Source organism: Congregibacter litoralis KT71 (genome assembly GCF_000153125.2).
GTDB lineage: Bacteria > Pseudomonadota > Gammaproteobacteria > Pseudomonadales > Halieaceae > Congregibacter > Congregibacter litoralis.
This window is the reverse complement of sequence record NZ_CM002299.1, coordinates 1,685,503-1,699,880: the sequence shown is the minus strand read 5'-3', so window position 1 is coordinate 1,699,880 and position 14,378 is coordinate 1,685,503. Positions and strand designations below refer to the sequence as shown.

The window sequence follows — 14,378 nt, the reverse complement described above, 5'->3', positions numbered from 1 at the left end:
GCAAACAATAAATTCGGCCGTCAGTCAAAGCGGAACGCCGACAGCTGTGTCTTTAACACCTTCTCTGAATAGACCTTACGCCCGCCTGACTCACCGGCAGCGCCGGCAGCCACCATCAGTGGCATCAGGTGTTCCTCATAGCCTCGTGGATGGCATTGATAGGCATGTGGGGCGTGGCTCCAATCACTGAGCCGCGCCCACCGCTGTTCTGGAGAGGCCTCGACTGCTCGGCTGAGCCAGTCGTCAAACGCTTCGGAAAGAGGTGTGAACTGTGGGTTGCCGTAACCGCTCATGTTGTGAAAGCTCATACCACTGCCGACAATCAGCACCCCTTCATCTCGCAGCACTGATAGAGCCTTACCAGCGGCCAGATGGGCCACCGGATCGAGATCTTCTCGCAACGACAACTGCACCACGGGAATGTCCGCCTCCGGAAACATCAGTTTTAGCGGAATAAACATACCGTGGTCAAACCCCCGTTGAGCGTCCTTTGCGCCGGGCAGCCCCGCCTCGGCCAGCAGCGTGGCAATTCGTTCAGCCAACGCCGGAGCACCGGGGGCCGGATATGCCAGTTCGTAGGTATGCTCGGGAAAGCCGTAATAATCGAAAATCAGGTCGGGCTGGTCGCTGGTCGTGACGCTGAATCCTGCCGTCTGCCAATGGGCGGAGACCGTCACAATGGCCCTTGGGCGAGTTGGCAGCGAGGCCGCAATGCCTTTGAGATAGGCCGCCATACCATTCCACGCATCGGCGGGAATCCAGTCCATGAAGAAACACGGACCCGCGCCGTGTGGGATGAAAAGTACCGGCTGTACGGTGGATGCAACGATCGATGTGGTGGAATGGGTCATAGTTGGGTTCTGCCCAGTGTGGACTGCGTCACTAGCCTCCCTTCCTTGAAATCACGAATAGCCTGTTCGATTTCCTCGGGCTGGTTCATCACAAAGGGGCCATACTGAGCGATGGGTTCGCGCAAGGCCTCACCAGATAGTACCAGCGCCTCGAAGCCCTGCTCACCCGCCCGCAGTGTCAGCTTGTCACCAGTGCCGTAAACACCCAGTTGCCTGGTCTTTAACTCTGTGCTGTCTCCAGCATAAACAAACACCAGGACCCGTTCGTAGTCTCCGACATCCAGAATAAATTCCGCGCCGCTTGCGACTGAAACATCTGCCAATAACGGGTGGGTTGCCATGGCCGGTAAGCAACCGTTAAGTGTCGTGTTTCCCACATTAATCTCACCGGCGATAAGTCGTGCTTCATTGCCAACCTCATCCCGGTAGTAGGCGACTTCCGCACTGCGAATATCGCGATAGGCAGCCGGTTTGTATTTGTCTCTGGCGGGTAAGTTCAACCAGATTTGAAAGCCGTGCATCAGGCCGTGCTCCTGCTCAGGCATCTCCGAGTGAATTACCCCATGACCTGCTGTCATCCACTGCACATCACCGGGGCCGATCACGCCCTCGTTACCCATGTGATCGCGATGGCGCATGCGACCGGCCTTCATGTAGGTGATGGTTTCAAAGCCTCGGTGGGGATGCTCTGGAAAGCCGCCCATATAATCCACAGCAGTATCCGAGTTGATTTCATCGACCATCAGAAACGGATCCAATATCCCGTGCATTGATGCGCCGGCAATGCGGTTGATTTTGACGCCATCACCATCACGGGATGGTCGCGACGGATACACCTGCGATAATTGTCTATACATTTTGAACCTCCTGCGTTGGGAACCCGGTATTTTCAGTCAAGCTGGCCCCGGTTATGGGGTAGCGTAAAATCCTGATCGGGCCCCAGTGGCACCACTTGCGTGGGATTAATGGTGACGTGACTGCCGTAGTAATGTTGCTTGATATGTTCGAAGTTTACCGTTTGCGCCACGCCCGGTTGCTGGTATAACTCGCGCAGATAATGACTGATCGCGGGGAAATCGACGATGCGCTGGCGGTTAGTCTTGAAATGTCCGTAGTACACGGCATCGAAGCGAATCAGCGTGGTGAACAGGCGCCAGTCGGCTTCGGTCAACACACTACCCGCCAGATAGCGCTGACGAGTAAGGGTCGCCTCCACCCAGTCCAAAGCGTCGAAGAGCTTGTAATAGGCAGCCTCGTAGGCCTCCTGGGTGGTGGCAAAGCCGGCCCGGTATACGCCGTTGTTGATCGAGTTGTAGACTCGCTCATTAACGGCGTCTATCTGCGTCTGCAAGGCGTTGGGGTAATAGTCAGTGTCATTACCCGTAAGCTCGTTAAACGCACTGTTAAACATGCGAATAATGTCTGCTGATTCATTGCTGACAATAGTTTGTCCTTCCTTGTCCCACAATACCGGCACAGTGACCCGGCCGTTATAGTTTGGATCTGACATTAAATACAACTGGTACAGATATTCCAGGTCGTATTGATCGTTTTTTAATTCCCATCCATGGCCTAGCATCAATGGCTCGACCACCGTGACATCAATCAGCTCCTGCAGGTCTTTGAGTTGACGGAAAATCAGCGTGCGATGCGCCCAGGGGCAAGCCAGCGACACATATAAATGGTAGCGCCCGGGTTCCGCCTTAAACCCTTCTCTGCCGGTCGGACCGGCAGCGCCATCCGCCGTCACCCAGTTGCGAAAGCGGCTATCCTGTCGGCGGAATTCGCCGCCACTTGACTGGGTTTCATACCACTGATCCACCCATTGACCGTTCTGCAGTAAACCCATGATCAGGCCTCCTCTACTTCGGGCTGCGCCAACATTGCATCAATCTGCTGCCGGGCCGCTGCTATCACCACCTCCGGGGAGCCCTTGGAGCCGCTGGCATCGATATGAACCACCTCATTGATGCCCAGAAAGCGACAGATGTGCTCCATATAGCGGCTGGCAAAATCCCAGTCACCGCCAATTGGCGTGCCGCCGGAAGCCGTTACAATAAAGGCTCGCTTCACACCGGTGAGCCCTTCCGGGCCGTTCTCTGTGTAGCGGAATGAAACCCCGGCGCGACAGACATAGTCGATCCACTGTTTCAGGTAGAGGGGAACACTAAAGTTGTACATTGCCACGCCCAGCACCAGGGTGTCGGCTTGCTGCAATTCGGCGATCAATTTATTGGACATCGCCAGATGCTGCTGCAAGCTGGCACGGTCAGCCTTGTGTGAGCCGTGCACACCTACCAGATCCTGCGGACTCATCGGCGGCAAAGGGCTCTTAACCAGGTCCCGTTCGATGACCGGCTGCCCCAGTTGTTGCACCAAATAATCAGTAACGATGCGCGAGTTAGCGCCCTCCACCCGGGCGCTGGAATCAATTTTCAATACGGTCATAGGATATCTCCTGTCGAAATATGTTTGGTTTTACTAGCTCAGCTTGGCGCTGATCACTTGATCCGCACTCACACTTCCCGCGCCGCGGATTGCCAGGCTGACACTCACCGCAAGCAGCGCCAGGCCAAATTCATAGCCGTTGTTCGCCATAAACAGGCCGTTTGCCAGATGAACCGTGACGATCGCCACCACCATGGTTAGCGCCAACACCACGGCAGCGGGACGCACCAGCAAACCTAAAACCAGGGCCAGTCCGCCAAAGAATTCAGCGCTGCCTGCCATAGCTGCCATCAGCACGCCGGGCTCCAGACCGATAGACGCCATCCAGCCGCCAGTACCCTCCAAGCCATAACCGCCAAACCAGCCAAACAGCTTTTGTGCACCATGAGCGACAAAAATAACTCCAGCGGCAACCCGCACCGGCAATGTGTCAAAGCCCGCTGTAGAAGTGGTGATCTTTTTCAATAACATTTTCATAGTAGTCTCCAGACAGAAATAAAAGGTTTTTTGAACTAATGGAGACAGTTTATAGCTTGATAATCGTGCAAATAAGGGTGGTTTTTTGTTTGGAATGTTCAATTAAATTGAACAATAATAATGACGTTCCCTGATCCCAAGGATCCAATCATGAGCTACTCACCTATCACCTTAGACGCGCTACAAGCGCTGGACGCCATCGACCGCCGCGGCAGCTTTGCCAAAGCCGCTGAAGAGCTTGAGAAGGCCACCTCGGCGCTTTCCTATACCGTGCAAAAACTGGAAGAACAACTGGGCGTGACGCTGTTTCAGCGACAGGGGCGGCGCTCGGTGCTCACGCCCAGCGGTAGACTATTACTCGAAGAGGGCCGCAAAATTCTTGTCGCTACGACCTATTTAGCTGACCAGGTGAAAGAGCTGGCCACCGGCTGGGAACCGAGACTACGCCTGGGGCTGGAATCGACCACAGAACGCGAACCATTTTTTCAAGCTCTGGGAACGCTACTGGAGGAACAGCCAAACCTGGAAATTGATATTCAGGAGTGCGTACTGAACGGGGGATGGGAAGCGCTGGAGACGGACAGCATTGATTTGTTGATGGGAGCAACCTCACCGATCCCTTTACAAAAAGGATTCCGTGCCCTGCCGATCCCCCCTGCCGACATGTTGCTAGTCGCGGCGGCCAGTCATCCGCTCGCCCCCAAGGCCAATGACGCCCAGACTGTAGCAAGGCAGCTGCCATATCACCGCCGTGTCGTGACCCATGACACCGCCAAACACAACGTCATGCGCAATGCAGGTTTAACCACTGGCACTCAGGCCCTGTATGTGCAGACAATGGAGCAGAAAGTTCAGGCACAACTTGCAGGCCTAGGCGTTGGCCATCTGCCACGCAAACTGATTCAGGGACATTTGGACAGCGGCGCGCTGGTCAAACTGACGACCGACGAGCCCACTACAGAGATTCTGGACCGCTTTATCGCCTGGAAGATCAGCAACAAGGGCAAGGCCCTGAAACGCCTGACTCAGTTACTGAGCGACGCTTTATGGTGACGAGCGACCTCACCAAAAAACCCTCGAGATATTTCTGTGCCAGACATTTACTGCCGGTCGCCCTACTCCCACTCGATTATCAACGAACCTTTTTAGTCTTTACTTTCAATGGCTTACTTTCCATCTAATTCATAATACCATGAAAAATACCATGCTCTGAAAATGCTACAAAAAATACTCAAAAAAAGATTCCGCTGGACGATGCCAGCCTGGAATCGATTAGCACCATTACCGGTCTCGTAAAACGCACCAACAATAGCCATACCCCGATACCAACGGGGTGGGTTCGGGTGCGGCGCGGGGAAGATCAGGAGCAGCCCCGGGAAACTGGTATTTGGAATTCCCTTGCTCACCAATGCAGATGTATTTGAGCGCTTGAAATACAGAGCAAAAAAAGAGAGCTAGCCAAATACCTCTTTCGACAATGGGTTCGGCCAAATAACCGGACTCTGCCAGCTCAGGTAAGTGACAAGCCGCTGGCGGCTTAACCTACAACAGTCGTCGTGCTACATTCGCACACTTTCCCATGCCGCTCTGGAGCCAAATTCGTGTCTATTCGTATCGCCCTGTGTCTACTCGTGCTCCTCGCTGGCAGCGGTGCTCGAGGTGCCGTCTTTCTCCCGGAAGCCGCTATCAAGACCGGCTACGGGCCGACCCTGGAGGCGTGGTCCACATACTGGTCAGGTGCTTGCGCGGAGCGGGTTGGCATCGAGGTCGGCTACACGGGGCATTCCGAAATACAGAATATGCTGCCTCGGGTAACCGACTACGCGCGCGGAGCGGTACCTCATGTACTCCGCCAATGCCCGCAGGCAGACATCATCCATGTGAATGTGCCAGGACGACCGGCCAGTCCGCGACCGGTCTACCGGTTCGAGATGCATCGGAATACAGGATGGGCGGCGCAGAATGCGCTTTGGTACAGTGATCTCGTCCGCAACACCATCGCCGAGGGTTATCTACCGGCAGATATGGGCTACCACAATGGACTGGTTCGATTCCAGGACGGGCGCTTCGAGGCCATCTACGGGAAAATGCTCAGATCCCACCTGGTTGGAACCGACATTGAGCGCCATATGCAGGAAGGCACATCGCCACCGCGGGTGTCTCATCACACCATTTCCGGGCACTGGTATGAACCGGGCAGCGAGCGGCCGAACGGTCAATGCGCAACCAGCCGCGATGGTTACGCACTCTGGGGTTCGTTCACCATGGTGATCAACCGCGGCCATTCCAATGTCCAGATGCTTCGGAAATTCTGCGCCGACGCCGGCGAGAAAGGTCACAGCGATGAGCTTTACCTGTCCACCCCTTCTCCTTCCGGGTTCAAGCGGCTCTGGGGTATTGAGTGGGTCAAGTTCACGGATCCCCTCCACGAACAGCTTGCTGCTATGGATCTCGACACGGCCGACGACCCGCAGACTTTCGCCCGCACCCGCAAAGCCCTCTATAAGAGCCAGAAGCTCACGCTCTATCCGGCCCAAGACAACTGGTGCATGAACCGGCGGATGGACGCTTACTACACGGTACCCAGCGAAGATCGAAACCAGGCGTTCGGCGGTAACTATGCCAAGGCACTGGGCGAACGGGCGAGACAGGTGGTCAACGAGTATTGCGGCGACGCGCTGACCGCCAGCGTCTCAAACTACCGCGAGGGGGACGAGACCCCATGGGATCGCATGTCCTTCCAGTTCCGGCCCATTCAGGCTTCCGCGTTCGGCGATGACAAGGGTTACCTGAAACTGCTCGACCAACATCTGAGCGAACGGGCACAAGCCCATCTGGACTATCTGAACGCTAATCATCTCGGGCCCGCCTGCAGCGACGCACCATTCTGCGAGCTGCCAGGCGGACGTTACCTCAACGCCATCTACAACGGCCGTGGCGATTTGGTACAGGAGATGGATCAGCTCCACCGAGCGGAAGTGAATGAGATGCTCAGCGGTCAGATGGACCAGCTCAATATGACAGAGAATCCGATCACACAGCTGTTTTCCGGCATGATCGAAGCGGATGACGGGTTCATTGTTGGTGCCGCTAACAAGTACATGTACGCCTACGCCGCCTGGGGAGCCCAGTGCCTCAAACCTGGGGCCAAGACCCGCACTTTCGTGCACACCACACCCGGTATCGAAACCGTCAATTTTGACGGCAGCACAGACTATGAACCCGGGCAAACCTATGAGGCCGAATACACAACCAATCCGGAGTTCTTCCCACTGCTGGAACGGGTCGGCTCTCACTACGGCGCACCGGACAGCACCTCACCCCTGCTCAACAAAGCAAAGCGCCTGGTGCTGCAGGGGCTGGTACAGATGAAGAACAACTACGATTGCACCGGCCCGGAAGTCGCCCGCTTTGAGCGGAATATGATCGCCCTGGCAGAGGACGACCTGAGCGGTCAGTCTTTGCGGGTGCTATCAGCCCCCGTGGTTGAGGATTCGAAACATGTCCAATCGACACAGGCCGCATCACCTGCACAGCCGACAGACGTTCCGGTCCAGCATGCACCGGACGAGCCCCGTCAGGCAGCCCCCAAGGCGGCACCGGCCAAGTCGCCCACAAGCACACTGAGTACCGCGGAGCGCTACGCGAAAATGAATGCCGAGATAAAGACACTTTCTGACGCCTTCGTTGCCGAAATCAATGGTATGAACGCCAATTTTCAGGCGGACATGCAAAACGCGGAGACTGATGCGCAACGGCTGGAGATGTTGCGCGAATTCAACAATGAAATGGCGCAGATGCGGACCAACGTCGAGCGCGAGACGCAGGCAATCAAGGACAAATACAAGAATTAGAGATTCGAATTAAACCCTGACAATTCGGTAGTATTATTGATCAGTTAGAACTATTGAGCATATGTTTATCGGTAGCTACCTCTTTGAAAGGCAGGGTTTAACCAATACCCATAGATTGGCTAATTGAGAATTATATTGACAATTAGCCAACTAATTCCATACTGTAGTCATGGAAAGCCAGCAGAAACCAACCGTGACCTATATCTCCCGACACGCGGAATCCAGACTTAAACACTTCGCCAGCGGCTATCCAGTGCTTGTCATCACGGGTCCACGCCAGTCCGGAAAGTCCACCCTGGTTCGACATGCTTTCCCTGAATATCGTTATGTATCGCTTGAAGATCTCGATCAGAGGGAATTTGCCGAAGTGGACCCTCGTGGTTTTTTGAATCAGTTTAGTGGGGGCGCCATTCTAGATGAAGCACAACGCTGCCCTACCCTGTTTTCCTATATTCAGACACGCGTCGATGAGAGACAACAACCCGGCGAATTTATCCTGACGGGCTCCCAGCAATTTGGCCTGTTGTCAGGCATCACACAGAGCCTCGCAGGCAGAGCTGCATTGCTGACGCTGCTACCGATGACCTACGACGAATTACAGCGCGCAGAAAAAGTTGGCCAGAACCTCGATAAGATTCTCTTCGATGGTGCCTACCCCCCAATCTTCGACCGTGGACTTGAACCACATCCCTGGCATGGAAACTATGTGCGCACTTACCTGGAACGAGACGTCCGGCAATTAATCAAAGTACAGGATTTGGGGACCTTTCAACGCTTCCTGAAATTGTGCGCAGGCAGAACCGGACAACTCCTCAATCTTTCTTCGCTAGCCAACGACTGTGGTATTACGCATAACACGGCCAAGTCGTGGATATCCGTGCTGGAAGCAAGTTACATCGTGCATCTGTTGCCGCCACATCACCAGAATTTCAATAAGCGTCTAGTCAAGACACCCAAACTTTATTTTTTGGATACCGGTCTTGCAACCTGGTTGCTCGGCATCCAAAACCACGAACAACTGTCTACCCACGTTCAACGAGGTGCCTTATTCGAAACCTGGGTTATTAGTGAATTGCTGAAAGCCCGTTATAACGCGGGTGAAACCTCAAACCTTTACTTCTGGCGTGACCGTGCGGGACACGAGGTAGACCTGCTGATTGACCATGGCACCCATCTGTCACCGCTGGAAATAAAATCCGGACAAACCATCAACAAAGATTACTTCAAGGGGCTGGAATTCTGGCGAAAACTGACCGGTGAAACCGCCGGACAGGCATGGCTGGTTTATGGCGGCGACAACCGACAGATACGTTCCGCTGTCACTGTTCTGCCTTGGCATGAAATCCACTCCGCGCAGATTGTTACGCCTGTATGATCAGGCCATCATTCCCTATCCGCGTCTATTTTGCTCAGATCATCCAATGCACTTTCAGCCATAATAATCTTGTTCTTTTTCCTTAGCCTAACTACCGTGGGATCAAAGTTTTCCTAAATATCCTGGTGACTTTCAACTAACCAGGCATTCGCCCGGTCGATCTCTTCTGCCAGAAATTTTTCCACCTCCGCAAATTCAGCAACCAGTGATTTGCAATCTGACAGAAAATGACGCCAGCGAATCTGCTTCAGAGTTTTTTCATTAGCAAAAACAAAAAACCTGTCCGGGTCATCATCCCAATCCTTGTCGTGTATATACCGTAGGAGGTCGTTGGACATTTGATTCACTCAATGCCAACCAGCGTTCTCGTTGATAGCCATACCAGCGGCTTCTTAATTCATCCAACTGAGCCTCCTGCCCTGCCGCGTCAATTTTTACATCCCAAACAAACCCGCCTTTTTCCTCTTTGCCGTGGTTTTTGCCATCCACATATTCATGAGGAATGAGCTGACGGATAATTTCATTCCCCGCAGATTCAATATCATCCAGCACATAGGTAGCCAGGGAGGTAAAAGTCGCATATTAAAACCGCTGCTGTATGAGCAATCTGACCCAGGAAGGGTGCTGGTAGATGTAGTATTCAATGCCTTTGTAATCCGTAAAGTCCCGCTTGCGGGCCTCTTCCTGAAACAGGTAGTCGGCATAGTCGAAATCGTAGAGTGTTGGGAAGTCCAGCAGAGTCTTACCCTCTGCCATGCACTCATTGAGATAGACGTAATCTTCACCAATGCCTGTCGTCAGAAGTCTTGCCCAGTTGAGCTGGGTGAGGTTGGATAACTCCAGATTATTCCAAACCTCATCAATCTCATTTGTTCGGCACTTAATATCCAGCAAATCATCCAGTAGTACGCACTGTATTTTACGTCCTGCATCTTCACCCATGGTTGCCCGGAAGCGTTCCTGTTTCTCGGGTGTCCAGGCGTAATAATACGCATCCGCTGTGATTAGCGCCTTGCGCGCAGCTGCCAACAGCTTTGGTCTATCTAAATGAGCCAGTTTGTATGTTTTTTCCTGCATCCTAGATGACTCCGGCCTACCAGGTCCAACCCAACTAAAGTGGGAACTAGCCGGTTTCTGGATTGCTCCAGGGCGCACGCATTTCAAACTCTCCAATACCATGCCAGCATCAACTTGCCTTGCATGGTATCGTTGTTTTCTGCCTTTCTATCCGCAACAAATACCATGAAAAATACCATTGATGATGCAGAATATACTGTTTACTAGGTTAATTTAATTGTTATAAATCAATGAGTTAAAAGTTCAGGTCACTCCCACTCTATTATCAATAAGCCATTTTTATCTTTTATTTTCAATAGCTTATTTTACTGTGAATCGATAATACCATGAAAAATACCATGCTCAGAAATTTCTTAAAAATAATTTCATTTTTTTACTGATAGCCCCACTCAACGGAGTCAGGAATCAGGCAGACCGGGTAAAAAACTACCAATCTATGGAGACCCCCTCCCCTCGATTAGCCGGTGAAGAGGTCAACTGCTGAGACTGACTATTTTATAGTATCTTTCCCAATACTAATAAGGTTTCGTGATGCTAGTCGATATTGGCAGGGCCATGCGCCACACCGACGGCGTCGAGAGCCACAGACTGCATTGCAATACCGCCACCATTAACATGATATGCGCTGCAAAGTGTATTCTTGAGTGATTCTTCGCTGGCATGTGTATAAAGGAAACCTTGTTATTTCAGGTAAGAGCGTAGCACGCTTACTACCTGTTCGACATCCGCGTCGCGCTCTGCGGCCGTAATATCGTGCGCTCCCAAGTGTTCACGAATATGTCCCTCCAACACTTCCCCCATCAGGCCGTTGATAGCTCCGCGAATAGCGGCGATTTGTTGCAAAATTCTGCTGCACTCACCGTCCTTAGCAAGCAGCTTTTCCAATCCCTCGGTTTGTCCACGGATTTTACGTACTCGAGTCAGCAATTTATCGCGCTGTTTTATGGTATGGGCCATTGATAGGATCCAGCAGTAAAGTATACTGGGGTATAGTATATGCAAACATAACCCCGGACACAACGCCATGACAGCAGACGTACTGCCCCACCGCTACCACGACCATGTTTTTGATGAAGGCAATCCACTAGCGGAGAGAAATACGCGCTGGACGGTCTTGTTAACCGCCATCATGATGGTGGCGGAAATCACCAGTGGATGGCTGTTCAACTCTATGGCTTTGCTGGCCGATGGTTGGCACATGAGTTCTCATGCCCTGGCGCTGGGTCTGTCCGTTGCCGCCTACGCCGCCGCCCGCCGATTCGCCCAACACCCAGGGTTTGCTTTTGGTACCTGGAAGATTGAAGTGCTGGGGGGTTATACCAGCGCCATTTTTCTGGTGGGCATTGCCGGACTCATGTTTTACCAATCGATAGAGCGGCTGATTGCACCGACGCCGATTCAATACAATCAGGCGATTCTGGTGGCGATATTGGGACTCGGGGTCAACCTTATCTGCGCCTGGCTGCTAAAAGACGGTCATCACCATCACAGCCATGGAGAGGATCATCAAGACCATGGCCACCATCATCATGACCTGAACTTGCGTGCCGCCTATTTGCATGTATTGACCGATGCCTTGACTTCGCTACTCGCCATCATCGCGTTATTCGGTGGCAAACTTTGGGGTGCCAACTGGCTTGATCCGGTGATGGGAATTGCCGGCGCGGCTCTTGTGTCCATATGGGCAATCGGACTCATTCGGGAGACGGGAAAAGTGCTGTTAGATGCCGAAATGAATAAGCCTATCGCCAATATCGTGAAGCAGCGGATCGACACGACATTACCGGAAGTGCCTATTACTGACCTCCATTTATGGCGCGTAGGCAAACAGCATTACGCCTGCATTTTATCGGTGTCTGCCGAAGATAAACTCACTCCCGATCACATTAAGGCGTGTTTATCAGACATCGGTGAATTGGCCCATATCACAATTGAAGTAAACAGAGACGCCAAAAGTCTAAAAGGAGAATGGAAGGAACGATTCAACACTTTGACCTTATATTCTCTTTGAAATTTTCTCCTGGAGAAATTTATGGACACTAAACAGCACTGGGAAAAAGTTTATGCCAACAAGCCAGCAGATTCGGTGAGCTGGTTTCAACCCCAAGCAGTCCAATCTATGAAGATCATCCAGCGACTGTCATTGGATAGATCGGCTCACATTATCGACGTGGGCGGCGGCGCATCCACGCTGGTCGATGACTTGCTGGCGCAAGGTTATTCCGACGTCTCGGTACTCGACCTATCTGCATATGCACTCCAAGTGGCAAAAGAACGCTTGAGTGATGCAGCCCACCGAGTGCAATGGATTGAGGGTGACATTACGCAAGTAGTACTGCCCGAACATCGGTTTGATCTATGGCATGGCCGGGCTGTGTTCCATTTTCTTACCGATGAAGCTGCGCGACATCGTTATATCGAGACAGTCCTGAAAAGTGTCCGACCAGGCGGTTATATACTGGTAGCGACCTTTACTGAGGATGGTCCAGAACAATGCAGCGGCTTACCTGTACAACGCTACTCAGCCGGATCACTGCGCGCTGAATTTGGTTCACCTTTCGAACTTCTGGGACACAAGAAAGAAATCCACCAAACACCTTTCGGCTCGCTGCAAAAGTTCATCTATTGCTTATGCAGAGTTACTCATGTCTGAAAAGCGATTGTGAATTCGTTTATTCATGTTTAATGTGCTTTCGCCTGAATGAACTGGATAGTACCTAAAGGCGTTGCTACACAATCTTTACTATCAACCACAACAAAGCCCGCTTCCTCTATCAAAATGGGTAACACACCCTTGACATTGTCTCGTGTCGTTTCAAAACCATCAAGGCACTGAACCAGCAGAAATAGCATTCGTTGAATCGATGACGAAGGCTTTCCCCAATCAGCAATGTGTAATCTCCCACCTGGTTTAAGGACCCTATGGATTTGTTTTAAGACATCGAGCTTCTGCAGTCGTGTCAAGTGGTGAAAAAACAAGCTCGACACTGCAACGTCAAAAGTCGCTGTTTCGAAGGGCATATCTTGTGCGAAACCCTGCCACAAACTCACACGCTGATCCATTGAAGCAAACTTGGTTTTGGCTAGTTCGAGTGCTCCAGAGTCTGCATCCAGACCAGTAATAGTCAGCGACGGTTCTCTTTCGGCAAACATTTGAGTCAGGGTTCCCGTGCCGCAGCCCACATCGAGTAAGTGCTGTCCTGCTAACGGAGCAGCTTGGTTGACCAACGCAGTTTTAAAGATTTGTTCTCGTGTAGTCAAGGAAACCACCCAGTCGTAATAACGGGTTAGGGCACGATACTTCAAGGCAGGAATATAGGTGGGCCGGGAACTCTTCATCGCATTTCCTCAATCAGAACTTTAGCTGCAAAATACGGCGCGCACCATTTAACACAATCAAACCGATGATAAGGCCAATCACCAAATCTGGATAACGTGAGCCCGTCCAGGCCACCAATCCACCGGCAAGGATGACACCTAGATTGGCGATCACATCATTGGCGGAGAAAATCCAGCTGGCTTTCATATGCGCGCCGCTATTACGGCTTTTGGCAATCAACAGCAGACAGATCACATTGGCCGCCAGGGCCACGAGCCCGAAGCCCATCATCAGACTGGAAATAGGCTCACTTCCGAACAATAGCCGCCTTACCACTTCACCCAAAGCACCGACGGCGAGAAGGATCTGAAGCCAACCGGAAAAATGGGCTGCGCGCAGCTTCATCCGCACACTGTGCCCTACGGCATACAGTGCCACGCCGTAGACGGCGGCATCAGCGAACATGTCCAAAGAATCCGCAATCAAGCCAGTGGATTGCGCCCACCAACCGACGGTGATTTCGATGACAAACATCATCCCGTTGATGGCAAGTAGCCACTTAAGAATGCGAGCTTCTGTTTGTGCCTCCTGTTTTGCGGACGCCTGTGCTCGGGCGAGGTCATCTCTGGCGACAGGCGTTGTGCTTTCCAACGTCGCACCCAAGCCGAGTGCGCGCATTCGCTCCTCAATGGCGTCAGCGTTGTCCCCATGAAAGACCCGCACCTTTCTCTTGGGGGTATCGAATTCCAATGCGACTTTAGGTTCCACACTGTCCAACGCCATACGGATCATGCCTTCTTCTGAAGGGCAGTCCATCTTGGGGACATAATACTCACTGACAAAGCCGCCATGAGAAGCATCGTGCACTTCGGCAGTCTGGGGAGTGTTCTTCATCGCGTCACTATGACAATTGTCGCGGCATGTGTTTGTCATAAAAAGCCCTTGTACTATTCACGAAGTGCAGCTTAAACTCTATA

Annotated in this window: 15 protein-coding genes; 5 read left to right on the top strand and 10 right to left on the bottom strand. The window is 52.3% G+C overall.

Annotated features, from left to right (window positions below; genetic code table 11):
• Nucleotides 1–20: 20 nt before the first annotated feature.
• From KT71_RS07860 to KT71_RS07840, 5 genes are read right to left on the bottom strand one after another with little or no spacing between them, the layout of a single operon-like run.
• Nucleotides 21–851 carry a DODA-type extradiol aromatic ring-opening family dioxygenase gene (locus KT71_RS07860; protein WP_023659452.1) on the bottom strand — a complete coding sequence of 277 codons (831 nt, stop codon included), beginning with the start codon at nucleotides 849–851 and terminating at the stop codon, nucleotides 21–23.
• The gene (locus tag KT71_RS07855; protein ID WP_023659451.1) at nucleotides 848–1,708 is read right to left on the bottom strand and encodes a pirin family protein; all 861 of its coding nucleotides are present in this window, start codon (nucleotides 1,706–1,708) and stop codon (nucleotides 848–850) included. Before KT71_RS07855 ends, KT71_RS07860 begins: the two co-directional genes overlap by 4 nt.
• A gap of 32 nt (nucleotides 1,709–1,740) precedes the next feature.
• Complete coding sequence (locus KT71_RS07850) at nucleotides 1,741–2,700, bottom strand: glutathione S-transferase family protein (protein ID WP_008295971.1); 960 nt, start codon at nucleotides 2,698–2,700, stop codon at nucleotides 1,741–1,743.
• A 2-nt stretch (nucleotides 2,701–2,702) separates the two neighbouring features.
• On the bottom strand, nucleotides 2,703–3,299 hold the full coding sequence (locus tag KT71_RS07845) for an FMN-dependent NADH-azoreductase (RefSeq protein WP_008295972.1): 597 nt from the start codon (nucleotides 3,297–3,299) through the stop codon (nucleotides 2,703–2,705).
• 33 nt (nucleotides 3,300–3,332) lie between these two features.
• The gene (locus tag KT71_RS07840) at nucleotides 3,333–3,776 is read right to left on the bottom strand and encodes a DoxX family protein (protein WP_008295973.1); all 444 of its coding nucleotides are present in this window, start codon (nucleotides 3,774–3,776) and stop codon (nucleotides 3,333–3,335) included.
• A 150-nt stretch (nucleotides 3,777–3,926) separates the two neighbouring features.
• Between KT71_RS07840 and KT71_RS07835 the strand changes: the two genes are divergently transcribed.
• The 3 genes from KT71_RS07835 to KT71_RS07825 all read left to right on the top strand — a co-directional run bounded on the left by KT71_RS07835 (nucleotide 3,927) and on the right by KT71_RS07825 (nucleotide 9,005).
• On the top strand, nucleotides 3,927–4,829 hold the full coding sequence (locus KT71_RS07835) for a LysR family transcriptional regulator (protein WP_023659450.1): 903 nt from the start codon (nucleotides 3,927–3,929) through the stop codon (nucleotides 4,827–4,829).
• A 548-nt stretch (nucleotides 4,830–5,377) separates the two neighbouring features.
• Nucleotides 5,378–7,630: a secreted protein gene (locus KT71_RS07830; protein WP_008295975.1), complete on the top strand. Its 2,253-nt coding sequence runs from the start codon at nucleotides 5,378–5,380 to the stop codon at nucleotides 7,628–7,630.
• Between the two features lie 169 nt (nucleotides 7,631–7,799).
• Complete coding sequence (locus tag KT71_RS07825) at nucleotides 7,800–9,005, top strand: ATP-binding protein (RefSeq protein ID WP_008295976.1); 1,206 nt, start codon at nucleotides 7,800–7,802, stop codon at nucleotides 9,003–9,005.
• Nucleotides 9,006–9,296: 291 nt separating this feature from the next.
• Here KT71_RS07825 and KT71_RS20455 read toward each other — a convergent pair whose 3' ends face one another.
• From KT71_RS20455 to KT71_RS07810, 3 genes are all read right to left on the bottom strand, one after another.
• Nucleotides 9,297–9,557 (bottom strand): hypothetical protein, encoded by a 261-nt coding sequence (locus tag KT71_RS20455; protein ID WP_152025195.1) that lies wholly within the window; start codon nucleotides 9,555–9,557, stop codon nucleotides 9,297–9,299.
• Between the two features lie 30 nt (nucleotides 9,558–9,587).
• Nucleotides 9,588–10,082 (bottom strand): hypothetical protein, encoded by a 495-nt coding sequence (locus tag KT71_RS07815; RefSeq protein WP_008295979.1) that lies wholly within the window; start codon nucleotides 10,080–10,082, stop codon nucleotides 9,588–9,590.
• A 681-nt stretch (nucleotides 10,083–10,763) separates the two neighbouring features.
• Complete coding sequence (locus tag KT71_RS07810; protein WP_008295980.1) at nucleotides 10,764–11,039, bottom strand: metal/formaldehyde-sensitive transcriptional repressor; 276 nt, start codon at nucleotides 11,037–11,039, stop codon at nucleotides 10,764–10,766.
• Nucleotides 11,040–11,106: 67 nt separating this feature from the next.
• Between KT71_RS07810 and dmeF the strand changes: the two genes are divergently transcribed.
• Nucleotides 11,107–12,093 carry a CDF family Co(II)/Ni(II) efflux transporter DmeF gene (gene dmeF, locus KT71_RS07805; RefSeq protein WP_008295981.1) on the top strand — a complete coding sequence of 329 codons (987 nt, stop codon included), beginning with the start codon at nucleotides 11,107–11,109 and terminating at the stop codon, nucleotides 12,091–12,093.
• Between the two features lie 21 nt (nucleotides 12,094–12,114).
• Nucleotides 12,115–12,735, top strand: a complete 621-nt coding sequence (locus KT71_RS07800; protein WP_008295982.1) for a class I SAM-dependent methyltransferase — start codon at nucleotides 12,115–12,117, stop codon at nucleotides 12,733–12,735.
• Nucleotides 12,736–12,764: 29 nt separating this feature from the next.
• Here KT71_RS07800 and KT71_RS07795 read toward each other — a convergent pair whose 3' ends face one another.
• Together KT71_RS07795 and KT71_RS07790 are read right to left on the bottom strand one after the other, a co-directional pair.
• Complete coding sequence (locus KT71_RS07795) at nucleotides 12,765–13,421, bottom strand: class I SAM-dependent methyltransferase (RefSeq protein ID WP_008295983.1); 657 nt, start codon at nucleotides 13,419–13,421, stop codon at nucleotides 12,765–12,767.
• 13 nt (nucleotides 13,422–13,434) lie between these two features.
• Entirely contained in the window at nucleotides 13,435–14,295 is an 861-nt protein-coding gene (locus KT71_RS07790) for a cation efflux transmembrane domain-containing protein (protein ID WP_008295984.1), read from the bottom strand.
• Nucleotides 14,296–14,378: the final 83 nt, after the last annotated feature.